18 protein-coding genes are annotated in these 16,079 nt (G+C 74.3%); 13 read left to right on the top strand and 5 right to left on the bottom strand.

The window, feature by feature from the left end; genetic code table 11:
- The first annotated feature begins 19 nt into the window (after positions 1-19).
- The 3 genes from AB0B76_RS32260 (at position 20) to AB0B76_RS32250 (ending at position 2,340) form a co-directional block, all read left to right on the top strand.
- Positions 20-607 carry a PadR family transcriptional regulator gene (locus tag AB0B76_RS32260; RefSeq protein WP_360382504.1) on the top strand — a complete coding sequence of 196 codons (588 nt, stop codon included), beginning with the start codon at positions 20-22 and terminating at the stop codon, positions 605-607.
- Positions 604-966, top strand: coding sequence for a hypothetical protein (locus AB0B76_RS32255; RefSeq protein ID WP_360382502.1), 363 nt, complete (start codon positions 604-606; stop codon positions 964-966). The genes AB0B76_RS32260 and AB0B76_RS32255 overlap by 4 nt, the downstream gene beginning before the upstream one ends.
- Positions 967-1,419: 453 nt before the next feature.
- Complete coding sequence (locus tag AB0B76_RS32250) at positions 1,420-2,340, top strand: TerC family protein (RefSeq protein WP_360382501.1); 921 nt, start codon at positions 1,420-1,422, stop codon at positions 2,338-2,340.
- On the opposite strand, the gene AB0B76_RS32245 is transcribed toward AB0B76_RS32250, so the two are convergent.
- A complete protein-coding gene (locus AB0B76_RS32245; RefSeq protein ID WP_360382499.1) occupies positions 2,341-3,195 on the bottom strand; it encodes an LLM class flavin-dependent oxidoreductase in 855 nt (284 codons plus the stop codon).
- Between the two features lie 94 nt (positions 3,196-3,289).
- Between AB0B76_RS32245 and AB0B76_RS32240 the strand changes: the two genes are divergently transcribed.
- Positions 3,290-4,333: a crosslink repair DNA glycosylase YcaQ family protein gene (locus tag AB0B76_RS32240; protein ID WP_360382685.1), complete on the top strand. Its 1,044-nt coding sequence runs from the start codon at positions 3,290-3,292 to the stop codon at positions 4,331-4,333.
- A 156-nt stretch (positions 4,334-4,489) separates the two neighbouring features.
- Here AB0B76_RS32240 and AB0B76_RS32235 read toward each other — a convergent pair whose 3' ends face one another.
- Positions 4,490-5,008: a hypothetical protein gene (locus tag AB0B76_RS32235; RefSeq protein WP_360382498.1), complete on the bottom strand. Its 519-nt coding sequence runs from the start codon at positions 5,006-5,008 to the stop codon at positions 4,490-4,492.
- 196 nt (positions 5,009-5,204) lie between these two features.
- Here AB0B76_RS32235 and AB0B76_RS32230 point away from each other — a divergent pair, with 196 nt between their 5' ends.
- The 7 genes from AB0B76_RS32230 (at position 5,205) to AB0B76_RS32200 (ending at position 13,047) form a co-directional block, all read left to right on the top strand.
- Positions 5,205-6,410, top strand: coding sequence for a histidine kinase (locus tag AB0B76_RS32230; protein ID WP_360382496.1), 1,206 nt, complete (start codon positions 5,205-5,207; stop codon positions 6,408-6,410).
- Complete coding sequence (locus AB0B76_RS32225; protein WP_360382495.1) at positions 6,395-7,048, top strand: response regulator transcription factor; 654 nt, start codon at positions 6,395-6,397, stop codon at positions 7,046-7,048. Before AB0B76_RS32230 ends, AB0B76_RS32225 begins: the two co-directional genes overlap by 16 nt.
- A gap of 38 nt (positions 7,049-7,086) precedes the next feature.
- On the top strand, positions 7,087-8,052 hold the full coding sequence (locus tag AB0B76_RS32220) for an aldo/keto reductase (protein WP_360382683.1): 966 nt from the start codon (positions 7,087-7,089) through the stop codon (positions 8,050-8,052).
- A 10-nt stretch (positions 8,053-8,062) separates the two neighbouring features.
- A complete protein-coding gene (locus tag AB0B76_RS32215) occupies positions 8,063-8,632 on the top strand; it encodes a TetR/AcrR family transcriptional regulator (RefSeq protein ID WP_360382494.1) in 570 nt (189 codons plus the stop codon).
- 403 nt (positions 8,633-9,035) lie between these two features.
- Positions 9,036-9,617 (top strand): hypothetical protein, encoded by a 582-nt coding sequence (locus tag AB0B76_RS32210; RefSeq protein ID WP_360382492.1) that lies wholly within the window; start codon positions 9,036-9,038, stop codon positions 9,615-9,617.
- Positions 9,614-10,705: a type III PLP-dependent enzyme gene (locus tag AB0B76_RS32205; RefSeq protein WP_360382491.1), complete on the top strand. Its 1,092-nt coding sequence runs from the start codon at positions 9,614-9,616 to the stop codon at positions 10,703-10,705. The genes AB0B76_RS32210 and AB0B76_RS32205 overlap by 4 nt, the downstream gene beginning before the upstream one ends.
- Entirely contained in the window at positions 10,702-13,047 is a 2,346-nt protein-coding gene (locus AB0B76_RS32200) for a bifunctional diguanylate cyclase/phosphodiesterase (RefSeq protein ID WP_360382490.1), read from the top strand. The genes AB0B76_RS32205 and AB0B76_RS32200 overlap by 4 nt, the downstream gene beginning before the upstream one ends.
- A gap of 7 nt (positions 13,048-13,054) precedes the next feature.
- Here the strand turns inward: AB0B76_RS32200 and AB0B76_RS32195 are convergent, their stop codons facing one another.
- On the bottom strand, positions 13,055-13,654 hold the full coding sequence (locus AB0B76_RS32195) for an MBL fold metallo-hydrolase (protein WP_360382488.1): 600 nt from the start codon (positions 13,652-13,654) through the stop codon (positions 13,055-13,057).
- 62 nt (positions 13,655-13,716) lie between these two features.
- Here AB0B76_RS32195 and AB0B76_RS32190 point away from each other — a divergent pair, with 62 nt between their 5' ends.
- A complete protein-coding gene (locus AB0B76_RS32190; protein WP_360382487.1) occupies positions 13,717-14,358 on the top strand; it encodes a TetR family transcriptional regulator in 642 nt (213 codons plus the stop codon).
- Here AB0B76_RS32190 and AB0B76_RS32185 read toward each other — a convergent pair.
- A complete protein-coding gene (locus AB0B76_RS32185) occupies positions 14,350-14,712 on the bottom strand; it encodes a hypothetical protein (RefSeq protein ID WP_360382486.1) in 363 nt (120 codons plus the stop codon). The two genes, AB0B76_RS32190 and AB0B76_RS32185, sit on opposite strands and share 9 nt — an antisense overlap.
- Between AB0B76_RS32185 and AB0B76_RS32180 the strand changes: the two genes are divergently transcribed.
- Positions 14,696-15,166, top strand: coding sequence for a nucleotide disphospho-sugar-binding domain-containing protein (locus AB0B76_RS32180; protein ID WP_360382485.1), 471 nt, complete (start codon positions 14,696-14,698; stop codon positions 15,164-15,166). The two genes, AB0B76_RS32185 and AB0B76_RS32180, sit on opposite strands and share 17 nt — an antisense overlap.
- 3 nt (positions 15,167-15,169) lie before the next feature.
- Here AB0B76_RS32180 and AB0B76_RS32175 read toward each other — a convergent pair whose 3' ends face one another.
- On the bottom strand, positions 15,170-16,063 hold the full coding sequence (locus AB0B76_RS32175) for a GNAT family N-acetyltransferase (protein WP_360382483.1): 894 nt from the start codon (positions 16,061-16,063) through the stop codon (positions 15,170-15,172).
- Positions 16,064-16,079 lie beyond the last annotated feature (16 nt).

The following is a 16,079-nucleotide window of genomic DNA, read 5'->3' as shown; positions in this document are numbered from 1 at the left end:
AGCAAAAGCCGACCGGGACATGGCGTCGCTGACCGTGCTCGCCCTCCTGCTCACGGGGGCGCGGCACACCTACGAGATGCACCTGATGATCGAGCGGACGCACAAGACGTTCGTGACGGGCCTGCCCCGCAGCCTGTACCACGCGGTGGAGAAGCTCCTCACCGCCGGGCACGTGCGCGTCGTCGACACCACGCGGGACGGGCCACGGCCGGAGCGGACCGTCTACGAGCTGACCAAAGAGGGCCGCATCCGGCTCCAGGAATGGGTGCACCTGTTACTCAGCGAGCCCGACACCGACTCGTCGCTGTTCGGGCCCGCGCTCACCTACTGCGGATGCCTGCCGCCGATCGAGGTCGCCGACGCTCTGCGGCACCGGCGCAACCAGCTGCACGAGCGGGCCCTCACGGCGCGCGCGGCCCTGGACGAGACCCGCGACCATCTGCCGCGGATTCTCATGGTCGAGGTGGAGTACGAGGCGGCCCGGCTGGAGGCCGAGCGCGCCTTCATCGACGGTCTCCTGGCCGACCTGAAGACCGGCCGCCTCACCTGGTCGACCGACCCGAACGACCTGCCCGACATCGACGAGCTGCTGCGGGAGGCGGAGTGAAGCTCCTGTTCACGGCGACGGCCCCGATCGCGGCCCCGCTCGCTTCGGTCCTGCCGCTGATCGACGGCGGGTGGGTGCTCGAGTCGATGCTGACGCCGGAGAGCCGCGCCTACGTCGACGTCGACCACCGGCCGGGCGTGGTGGGGATGCAGGGCCACTGGTGGTACCGCGGGGAGATCGCGGCCGACCCGGGCCCGGCGGGGGCCGCACTGACCTACCGCGTGTTCAACATCGCGCAGCGGAGCGCTTGGGCGGTGCCGCTGGCCAACAAACTGTTCATCGGCTACGGCAAGCTGGTACAGCAGACGGCCGGCAAGCTCGCCGCCGCCATCGAGGAGAAGCTGCGCGCGGCCCGCTGATCCCGGGTTGGCCCTTCCCCGGGAGCGCACGCCCGCCCGGGGGGCTGGGCCTGGGCATCGCCGCCTCGTCGCGCTCCGGGCCGGTCGCGTAAGGCAGGCGGTTCGCCGGCGACACGCCGGGAACGACCCCCGGCAACGCCGCACGCCCGGCCGGTCGCACGACCCGCTTCGCTCCCGGGCTGCGGGCCAGGACCAACCGCCGCATCACCGCATGCCCGCCCGGCACGTCACCCCGGCCGCCCACCGGCGACGCGCCGCGAACGACCTCGGCATGCCCACGCGCCCCGGCCGGGCGCCTCACCGAAACTGCCGGCCGGCCCGGCCATGCGACCGCGGCGCTGCTGCTCGTCGCCCCTGGCGACACATCGATCTGTCCTCATTGCGATGTGTGAAACCGTGTCCGGCGTTGCCGCGGGCCGGTCACCCTCGCCGCGCCGGGTAAGGTGGTGCGTCGTGACCGTCACCGCCTTGGTCTGGGCCGCGACGCTGGCCGGCGTGGGCGTCATGCTCCTGGTCGACCTGGCCATCGTCGCGCGCCGGCCGCACGAGCCGTCGGTGCGGGAGTCGGCGATCTGGGTCAGTGTCTACATCGCGCTCGCGCTGTTGTTCGGGCTGTTCGTGCTGGCCATGTGGGGGCGCGACGCGGCCGGGGCCTTCTACGCGGGCTGGCTGACGGAGTACAGCCTGTCCGCCGACAACCTCATCGTCTTCGTGATCATTCTGGGGCGGTTCCGGGTGCCCCGGGCTCAGCAGCAGCGCGTGCTCATGGTCGGGATCGTGCTCGCGCTCGTGCTGCGCGGCGGGTTCATCGCCGCCGGGGCCGCGGCGATCAGCCGGTTCTCGTGGGTGTTCTACATCTTCAGCCTGTTCCTGGTGTACACGGCGGTGAAGCTGGCGACCCAGGGCGAGCCCGACGGCGACGAGTTCAAGGAGAACCCGCTCGTGCGCTGGTCGCGCCGGATCCTCACGCCGACCGTCGTGGTCCTCGTCGCCATCGGCACGACCGACCTGATCTTCGCGCTGGACTCGATCCCGGCCGTGTTCGGGCTCACCGCCGAGCCCTACCTGGTCTTCGCCGTCAACGTGTTCGCCCTGATGGGGCTCCGGCAGCTGTACTTCCTCATCGGCGGCCTGCTCGACCGCCTCGTGTACCTGTCGCTGGGCCTGGCGGTGGTCCTCGGCTTCATCGGCGTGAAGCTGTTCCTCGAGGCCCTCGCCGACAACTCCCTGCCGTTCGTCAACGGCGGCGACCCGGTCGGCTGGGCCCCGCACATCGGCATCCCGCTCTCCCTCGGCGTCATCATCGGCACCCTGACCATCACGACCGTCGCGTCCCTGCTCAAGTCCCGTCGCGACGCCCGCACCGGCCCCTGATCAGCCGGCGATGAGCTCGTCGGCCACCCATCGGGCGACGCCGGTCGGGTACGGTGCCGGCACGCTGAGGATGACGTGCCCGAAGCCGGCCGCGACCGCGGCGCCGATCGCCTCCCTCGTGGGCTCCGGCCGCTCGTAGGACTCGACCGGCAGGTGGATCGAGCGGGTGATCCCGGCCGGGTCGCGGCCGATCTCGGCGCAGTACCGGTCGAGCAGCGCGCTGCGCGCCACGCAGTCGTCGAGGTCTCCGCCGGGGATGTTCCAGATGTCGGCGTGCCGGGCCACGAGCCGCAGTGTCGCCGCCGAGCGGCCGCCGATGAGCACCGGCGGGTGCGGGCGCTGCACGGGCCTGGGGTTGCCGAACGCGCCCGTCAGCCGGATCTGCCGGCCCTCGAAGTCGAACGGCTCGCCGGAGGTCCACAGCCGCTTGATGACGGTGCACGCCTCGTCGAGCCGCTCGACGGCGTCGGCGGTGTCGAGGTACGGCAGCCCGTTCCCGTCGTACTCGCGCCGCGCGAGCGGATGGCCCGGCCGCGACCCGACCCCGATGCCGAAGTCGAGCCGCCCGCCGGACACGACGTCCACGGTGGCCGCGATCTTCGCGAGCACCGCCGGCGGACGGAACCGGTTGCTGGTCACGAGCAGCCCGAGCCGCAGCCGCCGCGTCTGCGCCGCGAGCGCCGACAGCAGTGTCCAGCCCTCGAAGATCGGCCCGGCGGGGTCGCCCCCGATGGGCATGAGGTGGTCGAGCAGCCAGGCGTGCTCGAGCTCCGGCACGTCGTCGGCCTCGCGCCACACGCGCACGATGTCGGCGTACTCGACCTGCATGGGCGCGGTCATGATCCCGAAGCTCACCACGGGAACCCCTCTCACCGGATACGGAACCTGGTTCCGTTAACCGTAGCGGAACCATGTTCCACTTGCCAAGTTCTACCCTCGGCCGGTGGTCATGCACTCGTTGTCCCGCGCCGACGCGCGGCGGCTCGCGGTACGCGCGCAGCTGCTCTCGGCCGAGCGCCCGGCCGGGCTGTTCGAGACCGTGCGCGGGCTGTGGGAGCTGCAGAACGACCCGACGGCGTACGTGGCCCGCAGCGCCGACCTCGTGCTGTGGGGCCGGCTCGGCGAGAAGTACGACCCGCAGGAGCTGCGCGACGCGCTCGACGAGCAGGCACTGCTGGAGCTGCAGGGCCTGATCCTGGTACCGCCGGACATCGCGCTTTACCGCGCGGAGATGGACGCCTGGCCGGTGCACGAGTGGCAGGAGGGCCTCGGCGTCTGGGTCGAGGCCAACACCGGCTGCCGGCTCGACATCCTCGCGCGGCTGCGGGCCGACGGGCCGCTGACGGTGCGCGAGCTGCCCGACACGTGCGTGGTGTCGTGGCGCTCCTCGGGCTGGTCGAACAACCGCAACGTCGGCCGGATGCTCGACGCGATGGTCCAGCGGGGCGAGGTCGCGGCGGCCGGGCGGCGCGGGGCCGAGCGCCTGTGGGACCTCGCCGAGCGCGTCTACCCCGACGACGTCGTCCCGCTGGAGGAGGCCCGCCGCGCCCGCGACGAGCGCCGCCTGCGCTCCCTGGGCATCGCCCGCGGCGGCGACGCGGGTGAGCCGGCCGTCGTCGAGGGCGTCCGGGGCGAGTGGCGCGTGGACCCGGAGCGGCTCGGGGGCGGTTTCTCCGGCCGTACCGTCCTGCTCTCGCCCCTGGACCGCCTGGTCTACGACCGCAAGCGGATGACCGAGCTGTTCGAGTTCGACTACCAGCTGGAGATGTACAAGCCGGCCGCGAAGCGCCGCTGGGGCTACTGGGCGCTGCCGGTCCTGCACGGCGACCGCCTCATCGGCAAGCTCGACGCGGCCGCCGACCACCGCGCGGGCGTGCTGCGGGTGGACGCGGTGCACGAGGACGTACCGTTCACGAAGGCGCAGACGGCCGCGGTCCGCCGCGAGATCGGGAGCCTGGCGGCCTGGCTCCGCCTCGAGGTCGCGGCGCCGTGAGCGGCAACGCCGCCTGCTACGGCACCGCGCAGGCGTCCGGCCTGGTGCTCGTCGACTGCTGGGCCGCCACCTGTACCTAGGCCGGCAGCGCCGCCTTGCCGAGGCCGTTCAGGCTCGCGTGGACCTTGCGCTGGTACGGCACCACCGCGAGCAGTCTCAGGCTCCCGCCGCCGTCGGGTCTTGAACGGATCGCTCGGCCGGCAGCAGGTCGAACAGGTAGGTGCCGCCCGGGCCGGCCGCGGCCAGCGTGGCCCCGGGCGGAACCCAGGCACAGGCCGTCAGCCGCAGCTCGACGCGCATCGCGGCGACGCAGCGCCCGTCGCGCGCCCAGACGCGCAGCATCCGGTCCTCGCCCGCGGTGGCGATCCACGTGCCGGTGTCGTCGACCGCGATGCCCGCCACGGGGCCGTCGTGGCCGGCGAGCGCGCCCAGCGGCCGGGCCGAGCCGCCCCGCCACAGCAGGACCGGCCCGTCCCGGTGGCCGGTGGCGTACCAGGAGCCGTCCGGCGCCACGGCGACGGACCACACCGCCGGGGTGCGCCGGTGCTCGACCGCCCCGGCGCCCCGGTCCCGGATCAGCACCGCGTCGTACGTGCCGAGCACGAGCCAGGTGCCGTCGGGCGCGACCGCGGCCACGGCGGCGAACGCGAGCCGCGGATCGTCGGGCCGGCGCACAGCACGCGGCGCACGCCCGGGAGGAGGCCGGCCGGCCGGGCGATCGCGGCGCCGAGGCGAGCTTGGCCGGCGACGGGGCGTCGAGCGGGGGTGGGGAGCTGGGAACGGGACGGCCGGGCCGTAGTGCGGCTGGGCGTACGTCTCAGTGGGTCCAGCCCCACTCGTGCCCGCGCCGGCCGGCGTGCACAGTGGTGGCATGAACATGATCGTCGGGTTCTGGCGGGCCTGCGCCCTGGCCGCCGTCACGCTCCTCGTCCCGGCCGTCTGGGCCGGGGCGGTGGTGGTGGCGTACCTGTGGCGCGGCAGCCCGTGGTCGTGGTTCGCGCCGGCGTCGTGGGCGGTCGCGGGCACCCTGCTGCTGGTGCGGCCGGTCTGCCACCTGGTCCGCGCCCTCGTCGCCCGCTGGACCGGCACCGTCATCCCGGCCGGGTACCGCGAGCCCGGCCCGGTGACGCGGTTGTCGACCGGCTACTGGTGGAACGGCTACTCGTACGAGAGCAGCCGCCGGCGCGCCGAGCAGGACCAGCGGATACGGAACCGGATGACCGACCCCGCGCTGCGCCGCGACCTGCGGTTCGTGCTCGTCGCCCCGTTCGCGGCCGGCATCGTGGCCGCCGTGCCGCCGGTCGCGCTGGGCCTCGCCGTCCTCGGGGGGTGGTGGCTGCTCGGCGTGCCCGTGGCCCTCGCGGCGGCCCCGTTCGCCTGGCGGGTCGGCGCGCCGGTGGCCGTGCGGTTCATGCGCCCCTCCCCCGCGATGCGCCTGGCCGAGCGGGTCGAGGAGCTGACCGCCCAGCGCGCCGACACCACCGTCGCGCAGGCGGCCGAGATCCGCCGCATCGAGCGCGACCTGCACGACGGGGCCCAGGCCCGCCTGGTCGCCCTCGGCCTGTCCCTGGCCACCGCCGAGAAGCTGATGGCCACCGATCCGGACAGAGCCGCGGCGGTACTGCGGGAAGCCCGCGCCGGCGCCGCCACCTCCCTCAGCGAGCTGCGGGAGCTGGTGCGGGGCATCAGCCCGCCGGTGCTCAACGAGCGCGGCCTGATCGACGCGGTGCGCGCGTTCGCGATGGACAGCCCGCTCGAGACGACCGTCGAGACCGACCTGCGCCTGCGGCTGGACCCGCCGATCGAGTCGGCGCTGTACTTCGGCGTCGCCGAGCTGCTCACCAACGCCGTCAAGCACGCCCGGGCGAGCCGCGCCCGCATCGCCATCGGGCGGGACGGCACGCACCTGGTGGTCGACGTCTGCGACGACGGCCGCGGCGGGGCCACTGTGCCGGCCGAGGGCGGGCTCGCCGGGCTGCGCCGCCGGCTCGCCGCGTTCGACGGCACGCTCGAGCTCACCAGCCCGGACGGCGGCCCGACCCGGGCGCGGATGGCGGTGCCGTGCGAGTCGTCGTAGCCGAGGACCTGTACCTGCTGCGCGACGGCATGGTGCGGCTCATCGAGGCGTTCGGGCACGAGGTGGTCGCGACCGCGGCCGACGGCGGGGCGACCCTCGCGGCGCTGCTGACCCACCGGCCCGACGTCGCCGTGGTCGACGTGCGGATGCCTCCGGGGCAGTCCGACGAGGGCCTGCGGGCCGCGCTGGCCGCCCGCCGCGAGGTGCCCGGCCTGCCGATCCTCATCCTGTCCCAGCACGTCGAGCAGCTCTACGCCCGCGAGCTGCTGGCCGACGGGGCGGGCGGCATCGGGTACTTCCTCAAGGAGAGCGTCTTCGACGCCGACCAGTTCATCGACGCCCTCGAGCGCGTCGCCGCGGGCGGGACCGCGATGGACCCGGCGGTCATCGCCAAGCTGCTGGCCAGCGGCTCGTCGACGCGGCGCCTGGCGGCGCTCACCGAGCGGGAGCACTCTGTGCTGAGCCTGATGGCCGAGGGCCTGTCCAACCAGGCGATCGGGCAGCGGCTCTTCCTGAGCGAGAGCGCGATCAGCAAGTACACCACCTCGCTCTTCGGCAAGCTGGGCCTGGCCGACGACGACACCACGAACCGGAGGGTCCTGGCGGTGCTCGCCTTCCTGTCAGATTACAAAATTTGAAATCTGTAACCTGTGGGGGTACCGTCGCCGCCGTGGAGATGCGACGACTCGGCCCGGCCGGCCCGCAGGTGCCCGCGATCGGCCTCGGCTGCGGCCCGATGTCCGCGGGCACCCCCGACGACGACACGAGCGTGGCCACCATCCGCGCCGCGGTCGACGCCGGCATCGCCCTCGTCGACACCGCCGACTTCTACGGCAACGGCCACAACGAGGAGCTGCTGCGCCGCGCCCTGCGCCCCGGCGACCGCGAGAAGGTCGTCATCAGCGACAAGTTCGGCGGCCTGCGCGACCCGGCGGGCCGGTTCATCGGCCTCGACGGGCGCCCGGTGCACGTCAAGAGCGCGCTGGGGTACTCGCTGCAGCGCCTCGGCACCGACCACGTCGACATCTACCGCCCCGCCCGCCTCGACCCCGCGGTGCCGATCGAGGACACCGTCGGCGCGATCGCCGAGATGGTGCAGGCGGGCTGGGTGCGCCACATCGGGCTGTCCGAGGTCGGCGCCGGTACCATCCGCCGCGCGCACGCAGTGCACCCGATCGCCGACGTCCAGCTGGAGTACTCGCTGTTCGCCCGCGGCATCGAGCGCTCCATCCTGGACACCTGCCACGAGCTCGGCATCGGCGTCACCGCCTACGGCGTGCTCGCCCACGGCCTGCTCACCGGCGCCTACGAGGGCGGCGGCGAGGTCGGCCACCTGCCGTGGTTCAACGCCGGCAACCTCCCGGCCAACCTGGCCCTCGTGGACCGGCTCCGCCCGATCGCCGCCGGCCTCGGCGTGACCGTCGCCCAGCTGGCGATCGCGTGGGTACTGTCGCGCGGCCCCGCCATCGTTGCCCTCGTCGGCGCCAGCCGCCCGGCGCGCGTCGCCTCCGCCGTGGACGCGTCCGCGATCGTGCTGAGCGCCGCCGACCTCGCCGCCGTCGAGGCCGCGGTGCCGCCCGGGTCCGTCGCCGGCACCCGGTACGCGAAGCCGCTCATGGCCCTGCTCGACAGCGAGCGCTAGGGTCGCCCGCGTGCTCGACGCCGAGACCATCCTGGTCGCCACCGAGGACGTCCTGCGGCGGCACGGCCCGTCCAAGGCGACGGTCGTGGACGTGGCGCGGGCGCTGGGCGTCAGCCACGCCGCGGTGTACCGGCACTTCGCGTCGAAGGCGGCCCTGCGCGAGGCGGTGACGCGCCGCTTCGTGGGCCGCACGCTGCCGGCGCTGGAAGCGATCGCCGCCGACGCCGCCCTGGCGCCCCCACAGCGCCTGCGGGCCTGGATCTCGGCGATGTTCGCGGCCAAGCGCGCGGCCGCCGGCGGCGACCCGGAGCTGTTCGCGACCTACCGCGCGCTGGCCGGGGAGAGCAGCACCGTCGCCGCGGAGCACGTCGCCGCACTGCTGAGCCAGCTCGAGCGCATGGTCGCCGACGGCATCGCCACGGGCGACTTCGCGGCCACCGACGCCGCGGCCGCCGCGCGCGCGATCTTCTGGGCGACGGCCGCCTTCCACGACCCGGCCCACGCGGGCGAATGGGACCGCCCGGGCCGCGAAGCGGTGCTGGCCGACGTGTGCACGCTCGTCGTCAACGGCCTGCGTTAAATCGCGCTTAACGATACGCGTCTACTTCTGTTCCGGAATCCGACCGCCGTCCGGATGGTTCGTCCCGGCCAAACGTACGACTTGCGTCGCGTTTACCAGCATCAATGCCAAGGAACGCGAATTCGATTCGTTCACCCCGAAATCGGCTACGGCGCGTAATGTGCGGCAGCGTTTTGTCGACATCGACGGCACGTGATAGCTTTCCCGGCGCAGTGAGGCGTGAATTCTTTCTCACCCGGCACAGCGTCAGGTGCGGGGTCGGCTCGAACGGGGCGAGCAGAGAGTGTCTATTGGGCTGCGCCCGCGATGGCGCGATAAATGCTGGCAGTGGGCCCGCCGATACGTCCCCGCGGAAATTGCCGGCACCGCCAGTGCATTTATTGCGACCGCTGCGATATATGCCTTGTTCTCTGATCGGGTGCTCGCCGCACTGGCCGGCACCGCGGGCGAGATCGTGGGCTTCTACGGCCTCATCGCGACCGTCGAGTGGCGCCGGGAGCGGGCCCGCGGGTACAACCTGCGCCGCACCACCACCTCGACCGCGCGCCTGCTGCTGGCCGAGTTCGGACTGATCGAGGTGCTCGACTCGACCACCCTGCGCCCCCTGTTCATGTACCTCGGCCCGGACATCACCGGCGGCATCGGCACCGGCACGCTGCTGGGTAAGCTGATGGCCGACGTCGCCTTCTACGGCGTGGCAATCGTCAGCTACGAGCTGATCCGCCGCCGCCGGCGCGAGACCGTCCCGGCCGGCGCCGGCGAGGACACCGTCGAGCTCACCGGCGGCGAGGTCACCCAGCCCCTGGCCGTGATCGGCGACGCGGTCACGCAGCCGCCGGCCGTCCTCGACCCCGAGGCCACGCAGCCGATCGTCATGCGACAGGCGCGGCCCGTCCGGGTCTCCGCCAAGCGGCCGGCGCCACGGTCCGCCGCCCGTCAGGCCGTCGCCGGCCGGACCCCGGCCGCGCGCCGGAGATCCGCGTGACCGCCCGGCTCGTGATGGACCTGGCCCGGGTCGGCGCCGCCTACCGGGACCTGCGCGCCGCCCTGCCGGACGTGGCCGTGCACTACGCGATGAAGTGCAACCCGCACCCGCGGGTCGTCGGGCACCTGGCCGGGCTCGGCTGCGGCTTCGAGATCGCCTCGGCGGCCGAGCTGGAGCAGCTGCTCGCGCTCGGGGTGCCGGCGGGCGAGGTGCTGTTCAGCAACCCGGTCAAGCCGGAGGCGCACATCGAGCGGGCCTACGCCGCGGGGGTGCGCCGGTTCGCCTTCGACTCGGCCGACGAGCTGGCCAAGCTCGGGCGGGCCGCGCCGGGGGCGTCGGTGTACGTCCGGCTCGCCGTGCCCGACCTGCACAGCGAGGTACCGAGCGAGGGCAAGTTCGGCGTCGACCTGGACGCCGCCGCGCAGCTGCTGCTCGCCGCCCGCGACCGCGGGCTCGACCCGTACGGGGTCACCTTCCACGTCGGCTCGCAGATGATGCACCCGCGGGCGTGGGCCCAGCCGCTGGAGATGGTCGGCGAGCTGATGGACAAGCTCGCCGCCGAGGACGTCCGGCTGCGGCTGGTGAACCTCGGCGGCGGCTTTCCGGCGCGGTACGACGGCGACCCCCCTCCACTGGCGGACTACGCCGCGGTCATCCACGCCGGCCTGGCCGCCCTGCGCCATCCGGTGCACGCCGTCGTCGAGCCCGGCCGCGCCCTCGTCGCCGAGGCCGGCACGCTCGTGGCGACCGTCATCGGGGTCGCCGACCGCATGGGCCGGCGCTGGGTACACCTGGACGTCGGCGCCTTCAACGGGCTCATGGAGAGCCTCGAGACCGCCAACCAGCTCCGCTTCCCGGTCGGCGACGAGCTGAACAGCCCGCGCCGGCGGCGCTGCCAGCTGACCGGGCCCACCTGCGACAGCCAGGACACGATCCTCTTCGACGTCGAGCTGTCACACGAACTGGCCACCGGCGACCGGGTCCACCTCGGCAGCGCCGGCGCCTACACCACCGTCTACGCCTCGAACTTCAACGGCTTCGAGCCGCCGGTCGTGGACATCCAAGAGCATTCGGGGGAACGCCAGTGACACGAAGCCACGCCGCCGCCACGGCCCCGCCCGAGGCGGACGCCGACCTCGCCGTACTCGGCTCGCCCCTCTACCGGGGCATCAAGACGGTCGTCGCCGGCCTGGGCGTGGTCTACGCCCTCAGCACCCTGCTGCCGATGGGCGGGCAGCGCCCGGCGCTGCTGGACACCTGGTTCTACTCGGTCGTGCTGATCGCCACGTCCCTGCTGGCGCTGGCCCGGCCGATCCTGGTCCGCCGCAACCGGCTCGCCTGGGCCTTCGTCGGCGGCGGCGTGGCCTCCTGGGCCGCCGGTGACATCTACTGGCAGGCGAGCTTCGCCGACGCGGAGACCATCCCGGTGCCGTCGCTCGCCGACGTGTTCTACGTCGGCCTGTACCCCCTGGCCTACATCGGCTTCATCCTGCTGGCCCGCGCGACCGTGCGGCGGCTGCCCGCGTCGGTCTGGCTCGACGGCGTCGTCACCTCGCTCGCGGCCGGCGCGATGTTCTCCGCGTTCACGCTCAACGACCTCCTCAACGCCGACACCGGCAAGGCGTTCGCGGCGACCGTGACCAATTTGTCGTACCCGATCGGCGACCTCGTCCTCATGGTCGTCGCGGTCGCGGCGCTGGCGATGGTGCGCTGGCGCAACGACCCGGTCTGGTGGATGGCCGGCCTCGGCGCCGCCGCCTTCACCGTGGCCGACACCGCCTACCTCTTCGGCCTGGCGAACAACACGTACACCGACGGCAGCTGGATCGACGGCACGTGGATGATCGGGCTCACCCTGATGGCGCTGGCCGGTTCGGTGCACCGCCGCCGGGCCGCCGACGAGGTGCGCGGCTTCGCCGCCCTGCTCGTGCCGATCCTGTTCTCGCTGTGCGCGCTGGTCGTGCTCATCGTCGGCACCTTCGTGCACCTGCACCCGGTCACCATCATCATGGCCAGCGGCTGCCTGCTCGCCGCCGGCGCCCGCACCGCGCTCACCTTCGAGCAGACCCGCGAGCTGAACCGGACCCGCCGCCAGGCCGCCACCGACGAGATCAGCGGCCTGGGCAACCGCCGGGTGCTGGACTCGGCCCTGCCGGGCATGCTGGAGGGCCTCCCCCAGGGCGCGATCCTCCCGCTGACCATCGTCAGCGTCGACCACCTGCACGAGATGAACCGGATCCTCGGCTACACCGCCGGCGACATGATCCTCAACACCGTCGGCAACCGGCTGCTGCGGGCCCTGCCGCCGGAGGCGGTCGCGGTGCGCCTCGGCGGCGCCGAGATCGCCATCCTCCGCACGGTTTCCGCGGGTGCCGCCGACAGCATCTCCCGGGACACCGAGCTGCTGCTGCACAGCCTGGCCGCGCCGATTCCGGCCGGCCCGGTGCCGGTGCAGATCGAGCTCAGCGCCGGCCTGGCCCTCGCACCGATGCACGCCACCAACTCGGCCGAGCTGATCCGCTGCGCCGCCGACGCCCTGCACGAGGCCAAGTCGAGCCGGTCGGAGGTGGAGGTGTACGACCCCGGCCACCGCGGCGACGTCGGCTCGCACCTGCTGCCCGACCTGCTGCGGGCGGTCGAGCACGAGCAGTTCTTCGTGTACTACCAGCCGAAGGTCGACCTGGGCACCCGCCGCCCGGTGGCCCTGGAGGCGCTGCTGCGCTGGCGGCACCCCGTGCACGGCTGGATCGAGCCGGAGGTGCTGCAGCGCCTGGCCGTGCAGGTCGGCCTGACCCGCCAGCTGACCCGCTTCCTGCTGCGCAGCGCCCTGGAGAGCTGCGCGGCCTGGCGCCGGCAGGGCTTCGAGCTCGGCGTCGCCGCGGACGTGTCCGCCGCCGACGTGCTCGACTCCCGGCTGCCGTACGACGTGGCGAAGATGGTGAACAAGCTCGGCGTACCGCCGTCGGCCTTCACCCTGGAGATCGCCGAGGAGGTCATGCTCATCGACGCCCGCCGCACCGAGACGGCGCTGGGCCAGTTCCGCCACTTCGGCGTCCGCCTGGCCCTGGACCACTACGGCCGCTCGGCCCCGTCGCTGGCCCGCCTGCGCAGCATGCCCGTCGACGAGCTGAAGCTGGACCCGGCCTTCGCCGCGCCGATGGTGAGCAGCCCGCAGGACGCGGTGGTCATCCGCTCGACGGTGGAGCTGGCGCACTCGCTCGGCATCACCGTGGTCGCCGAGGGCGTCGACACGCGCGAGATGGTCGACGCGGTGACCCTGTCGGGCTGCGCCGGCGTGCAGGGCACGCTGCCGGGCGAGCCGCTGAGCGTGGACGCCCTGCAGGCCTGGCTGGCCGCCCAGCGCCCGCCCGCGGAGCAGCACACCGGAAGCCGGCGGCGCCCGGAGCAGTCCACGTACAGCACCCGGTAGCCGCCCCTCAGCCGAGGAGCTGCTCCAGCGCGAGCCGATCGGACGGTTCGCCGTGGGAGGGGTACAGGCGGGCGAAGTCGAGCCGGCGCACCTTGTGCAGCGAGCGCTCGGCCTCGGCGGCGTCCGCGGTGAACGCCTGCGGGGCCCGGGTGAGCCCGTCGCCCGGGTTGCCGGCGAGGTCGCCGACGAGCAGCGCGCCGTCCTCGACGGCCAGGACGCTCAGGTGGCCGGCGGTGTGCCCGGGCGTGGCGACGACGCGCAGCCCGCGGATCGTCGCGCCGTCCGCGGCGGCCTCGACCGCGACCGGGAACGTGTCGTGCGCACCGGCCCGGACGGTCGCGCCGGGCGCCAGCGCGACGACCTCGGCCAGGCCGCCGGTGTGGTCGGGGTGGTGGTGCGTGAGGACCACGTCCGTCACGTCGCTCCAGGCCGCCCCGATCTCGGCGAGCTTCGCCGCGATCAGCGGCACGGAACGGTCGAGCCCCGTGTCGACGAGCGTCACCCCGGAGGCGTGCGGGACGAGGAAGCAGCGGACGTCGAAGTCCATGGGGTCCGGGCCGGCGAGGCCGGCCGGAATGTGCACCGGGCTGACGATCGAATAGATCATGGTAGGCTCGCTCCGTATTGGGTACACTGCGAGTGTATTGGTTACACCGAAGGTAGCGCGAAATGACCGACCCGGGCAAGCGTCCCTACCACTCCGACCTGCGAGCGACCCAGGCCCGCCGGACCCGTGCGCAGATCGTGGCGGCGGCGGCGGAGCTGTTCGTCGCGAACGGGTACGCGGCCACGACCGTCGAGGCGGTCGCGGCGGCGGCCGGGGTCAGCCGCAAGACCGTGTTCAGCTCGGCCGGCAGCAAGGCCGCCCTGATCCGCCTGGCGTACGACCAGGCGACCGCCGGCGACGACGAACCGGTGCCGCTGCAGCGGCGGCCGGCCATCCAGGCCCTGGAGGCGGAGCCCGACCCGGCCCGGATGCTGGCCGGCTTCGCCGATCTCCTCACCGGCATCCACGGACGCATCGCCCGGCTGCACGTCGCGCTGACCGTCGCCGCCGGCTCGGACGCCGAGGCCCGGACCCAGTGCGAGGAGCTGGAGCGGCAACGGGCGGCGGCCATGCGACGGCCCGCCACCCTGATCTCACGCCGCGGCGCCCTCCGGCGCGGGCTGACCATCGCGACCGCGGCCGACATCCTGTGGCTGCACAGCGATCCCGTCCTCTACCACCAGCTGGTGCACAAGCGGCAGTGGACACCGGCGCAGTTCCGGGACTGGCTCACCCTCGCCCTGCAGCGTCAGCTCCTACGATGAGCCGTGCGCATCGTGTTCGTCGCCGCGCCGTTGCAAGGGCACCTGCTGCCGCTGGTGCCGCTCGCGGCGGCCTGCCGGGACGCCGGGCATGACGTGGTCGTCGCCAGCGGCGGGTTTCCGGGCGACATGCTCGGGCTGCGCACCGCCGACATCGGGGCCTCCTTCAGCCTGCCCCGCAGCGCGATCCGCGTGGCCCTGCGCCATCCCGGCATCGCCCGCGCCGAGCTGCGCGGGACCGCCGGGCACGCCATGGCCGGCGAGCTCTTCGGCCGGGCCAACCTGGCCCGCGTCGGGCCGCTGCTCGAGCTGGCCGCGCGGGAGCGGCCGGCCCCGCGTCGTGGTCAGCCGGAGCACCCTCGCGGGCCCCGACACCGGCGACCCCGGCCCGGCGGTCATCGCCGCGGCCGCACGCGTGGACGCCGAGGTCGTGCTCGTCCGCCCGGCGAAGGCCCGCAACCTCCCGGCCAACGTGCGCGCCGTCGGCCGCGTGCCGCTCGACCAGGTGCTGCCGCACGCCGCCGCGTTCGTGCACCACTCCGGGGCCGGCAGCGTGCTGGGCGGGCTGGCCGCGGGGGCGCCCCAGCCGGCCACGACCGGGGCGGGCGACCGCAGGCACAACGCCGAACTGCTGGCCCGGCGGGGCGCCGGCCTGGCCCCCGCCGCGAAGGCCATCGGCGCGGCCGAGCTGACCCGGCTGCTCACCGACGGCGCGCTGCGGGCCGCGGCGCAGGAGGTCGCGGCGGAGATCGCCGCGATGCCGGCGCCGGCCGCCGTGGTACCCGCGCTGGAGCGGCTCGCCGGCGGCTGAGGCTCAGAGGATGTCGGCGTGCGGCAGGTACGGCGCGAGCGGGCCGGTGTCGCCCTGCCGGCACAGCGGGCCCATCGGGGTGAGGCCGAGCCCGGCGCGGTGCACCACGTCGAACGCCCACTGCTGGTCGGCCCGCAGGATCTCCACCGCGACAGAATGGTCGCCGCACTCGGCCAGGGCCGCCCACAGCAGTCGCACCGCCGCCGGGGTGCTCGTCGCGGCGAGCATTCTGGGTGTACCGGCGTCAAGCACGACGTATCCGCGCTCCCGCCCGTCGTCGAGGACCAGCAGCCGCGCACCGGCCCCGAGCAGCGCCTCGAGGTCGGGGCCGTGGGCCGCGCCGCGGACGCCGCGGTCGACCTCGGCGGCGAGGTCCAAGTCGGCGGCGGACCCGGCGCGCGCCCCGAGCCCGGCCGGCAGGGCGGCCCGGCGCACCACGCCGACCGCCTGCAGGGCCGGTTCGAGCGCGAAGCCGGCCCGCTGGTAGCACCGCATCGCCTGCGGGTCCAGCGACGAGTGCAGCAGCCGGCCCCGCGCGCCGGCGCCGTGGCCCAGCGCCGCCGCGAGCAGCCGACGGCCGACGCCGCGGCCCTGCCGGCCGGGCCGGACGTGCAGGTGGGCCAGGTACCACAGCCCCTCGCGCAGCCCCGCCAGCGCCGCGCCGCACACCTGGCCGTCCGCCGTGGCGACCCAGGCGCCGGCGCCGTCGAGCTCGAGGAGCCGGCCCACGATCGCCGCGCCGCTGCCCGACACGGGCGGGGCCGGCCCGTCGCCGGGCGGCGGCGGGGGCGGTGTCCCGAGCCGCCGCTGCAGGTCGTCGAGCGCGGCCCGCGTCGACTCGCGCATTGCCGGTCGGTCCGCGGCCGTCATCGGCCGGATGCTGACGTCGTCGTCCACGGAGTACACCCTAAGA

It is taken from the genome of Dactylosporangium sp. NPDC049140 (assembly GCF_040648435.1).
This window is presented reverse-complemented; position numbering and strand designations above follow the sequence as displayed.

Excerpts from the sequence above, each read along its gene's own strand:
- AB0B76_RS32240 (WP_360382685.1), top strand. The coding sequence starts at position 3,290 with ATGCACTCGTTGTCCCGCGCCGACGCGCGGCGGCTCGCGGTACGCGCG.
- AB0B76_RS32260 (WP_360382504.1), top strand. The coding sequence starts at position 20 with ATGGCGTCGCTGACCGTGCTCGCCCTCCTGCTCACGGGGGCGCGGCAC.
- AB0B76_RS32230 (WP_360382496.1), top strand. The coding sequence starts at position 5,205 with ATGAACATGATCGTCGGGTTCTGGCGGGCCTGCGCCCTGGCCGCCGTC.
- AB0B76_RS32195 (WP_360382488.1), bottom strand. The coding sequence starts at position 13,654 with ATGATCTATTCGATCGTCAGCCCGGTGCACATTCCGGCCGGCCTCGCC.
- AB0B76_RS32190 (WP_360382487.1), top strand. The coding sequence starts at position 13,717 with ATGACCGACCCGGGCAAGCGTCCCTACCACTCCGACCTGCGAGCGACC.
- AB0B76_RS32220 (WP_360382683.1), top strand. The coding sequence starts at position 7,087 with ATGCGACGACTCGGCCCGGCCGGCCCGCAGGTGCCCGCGATCGGCCTC.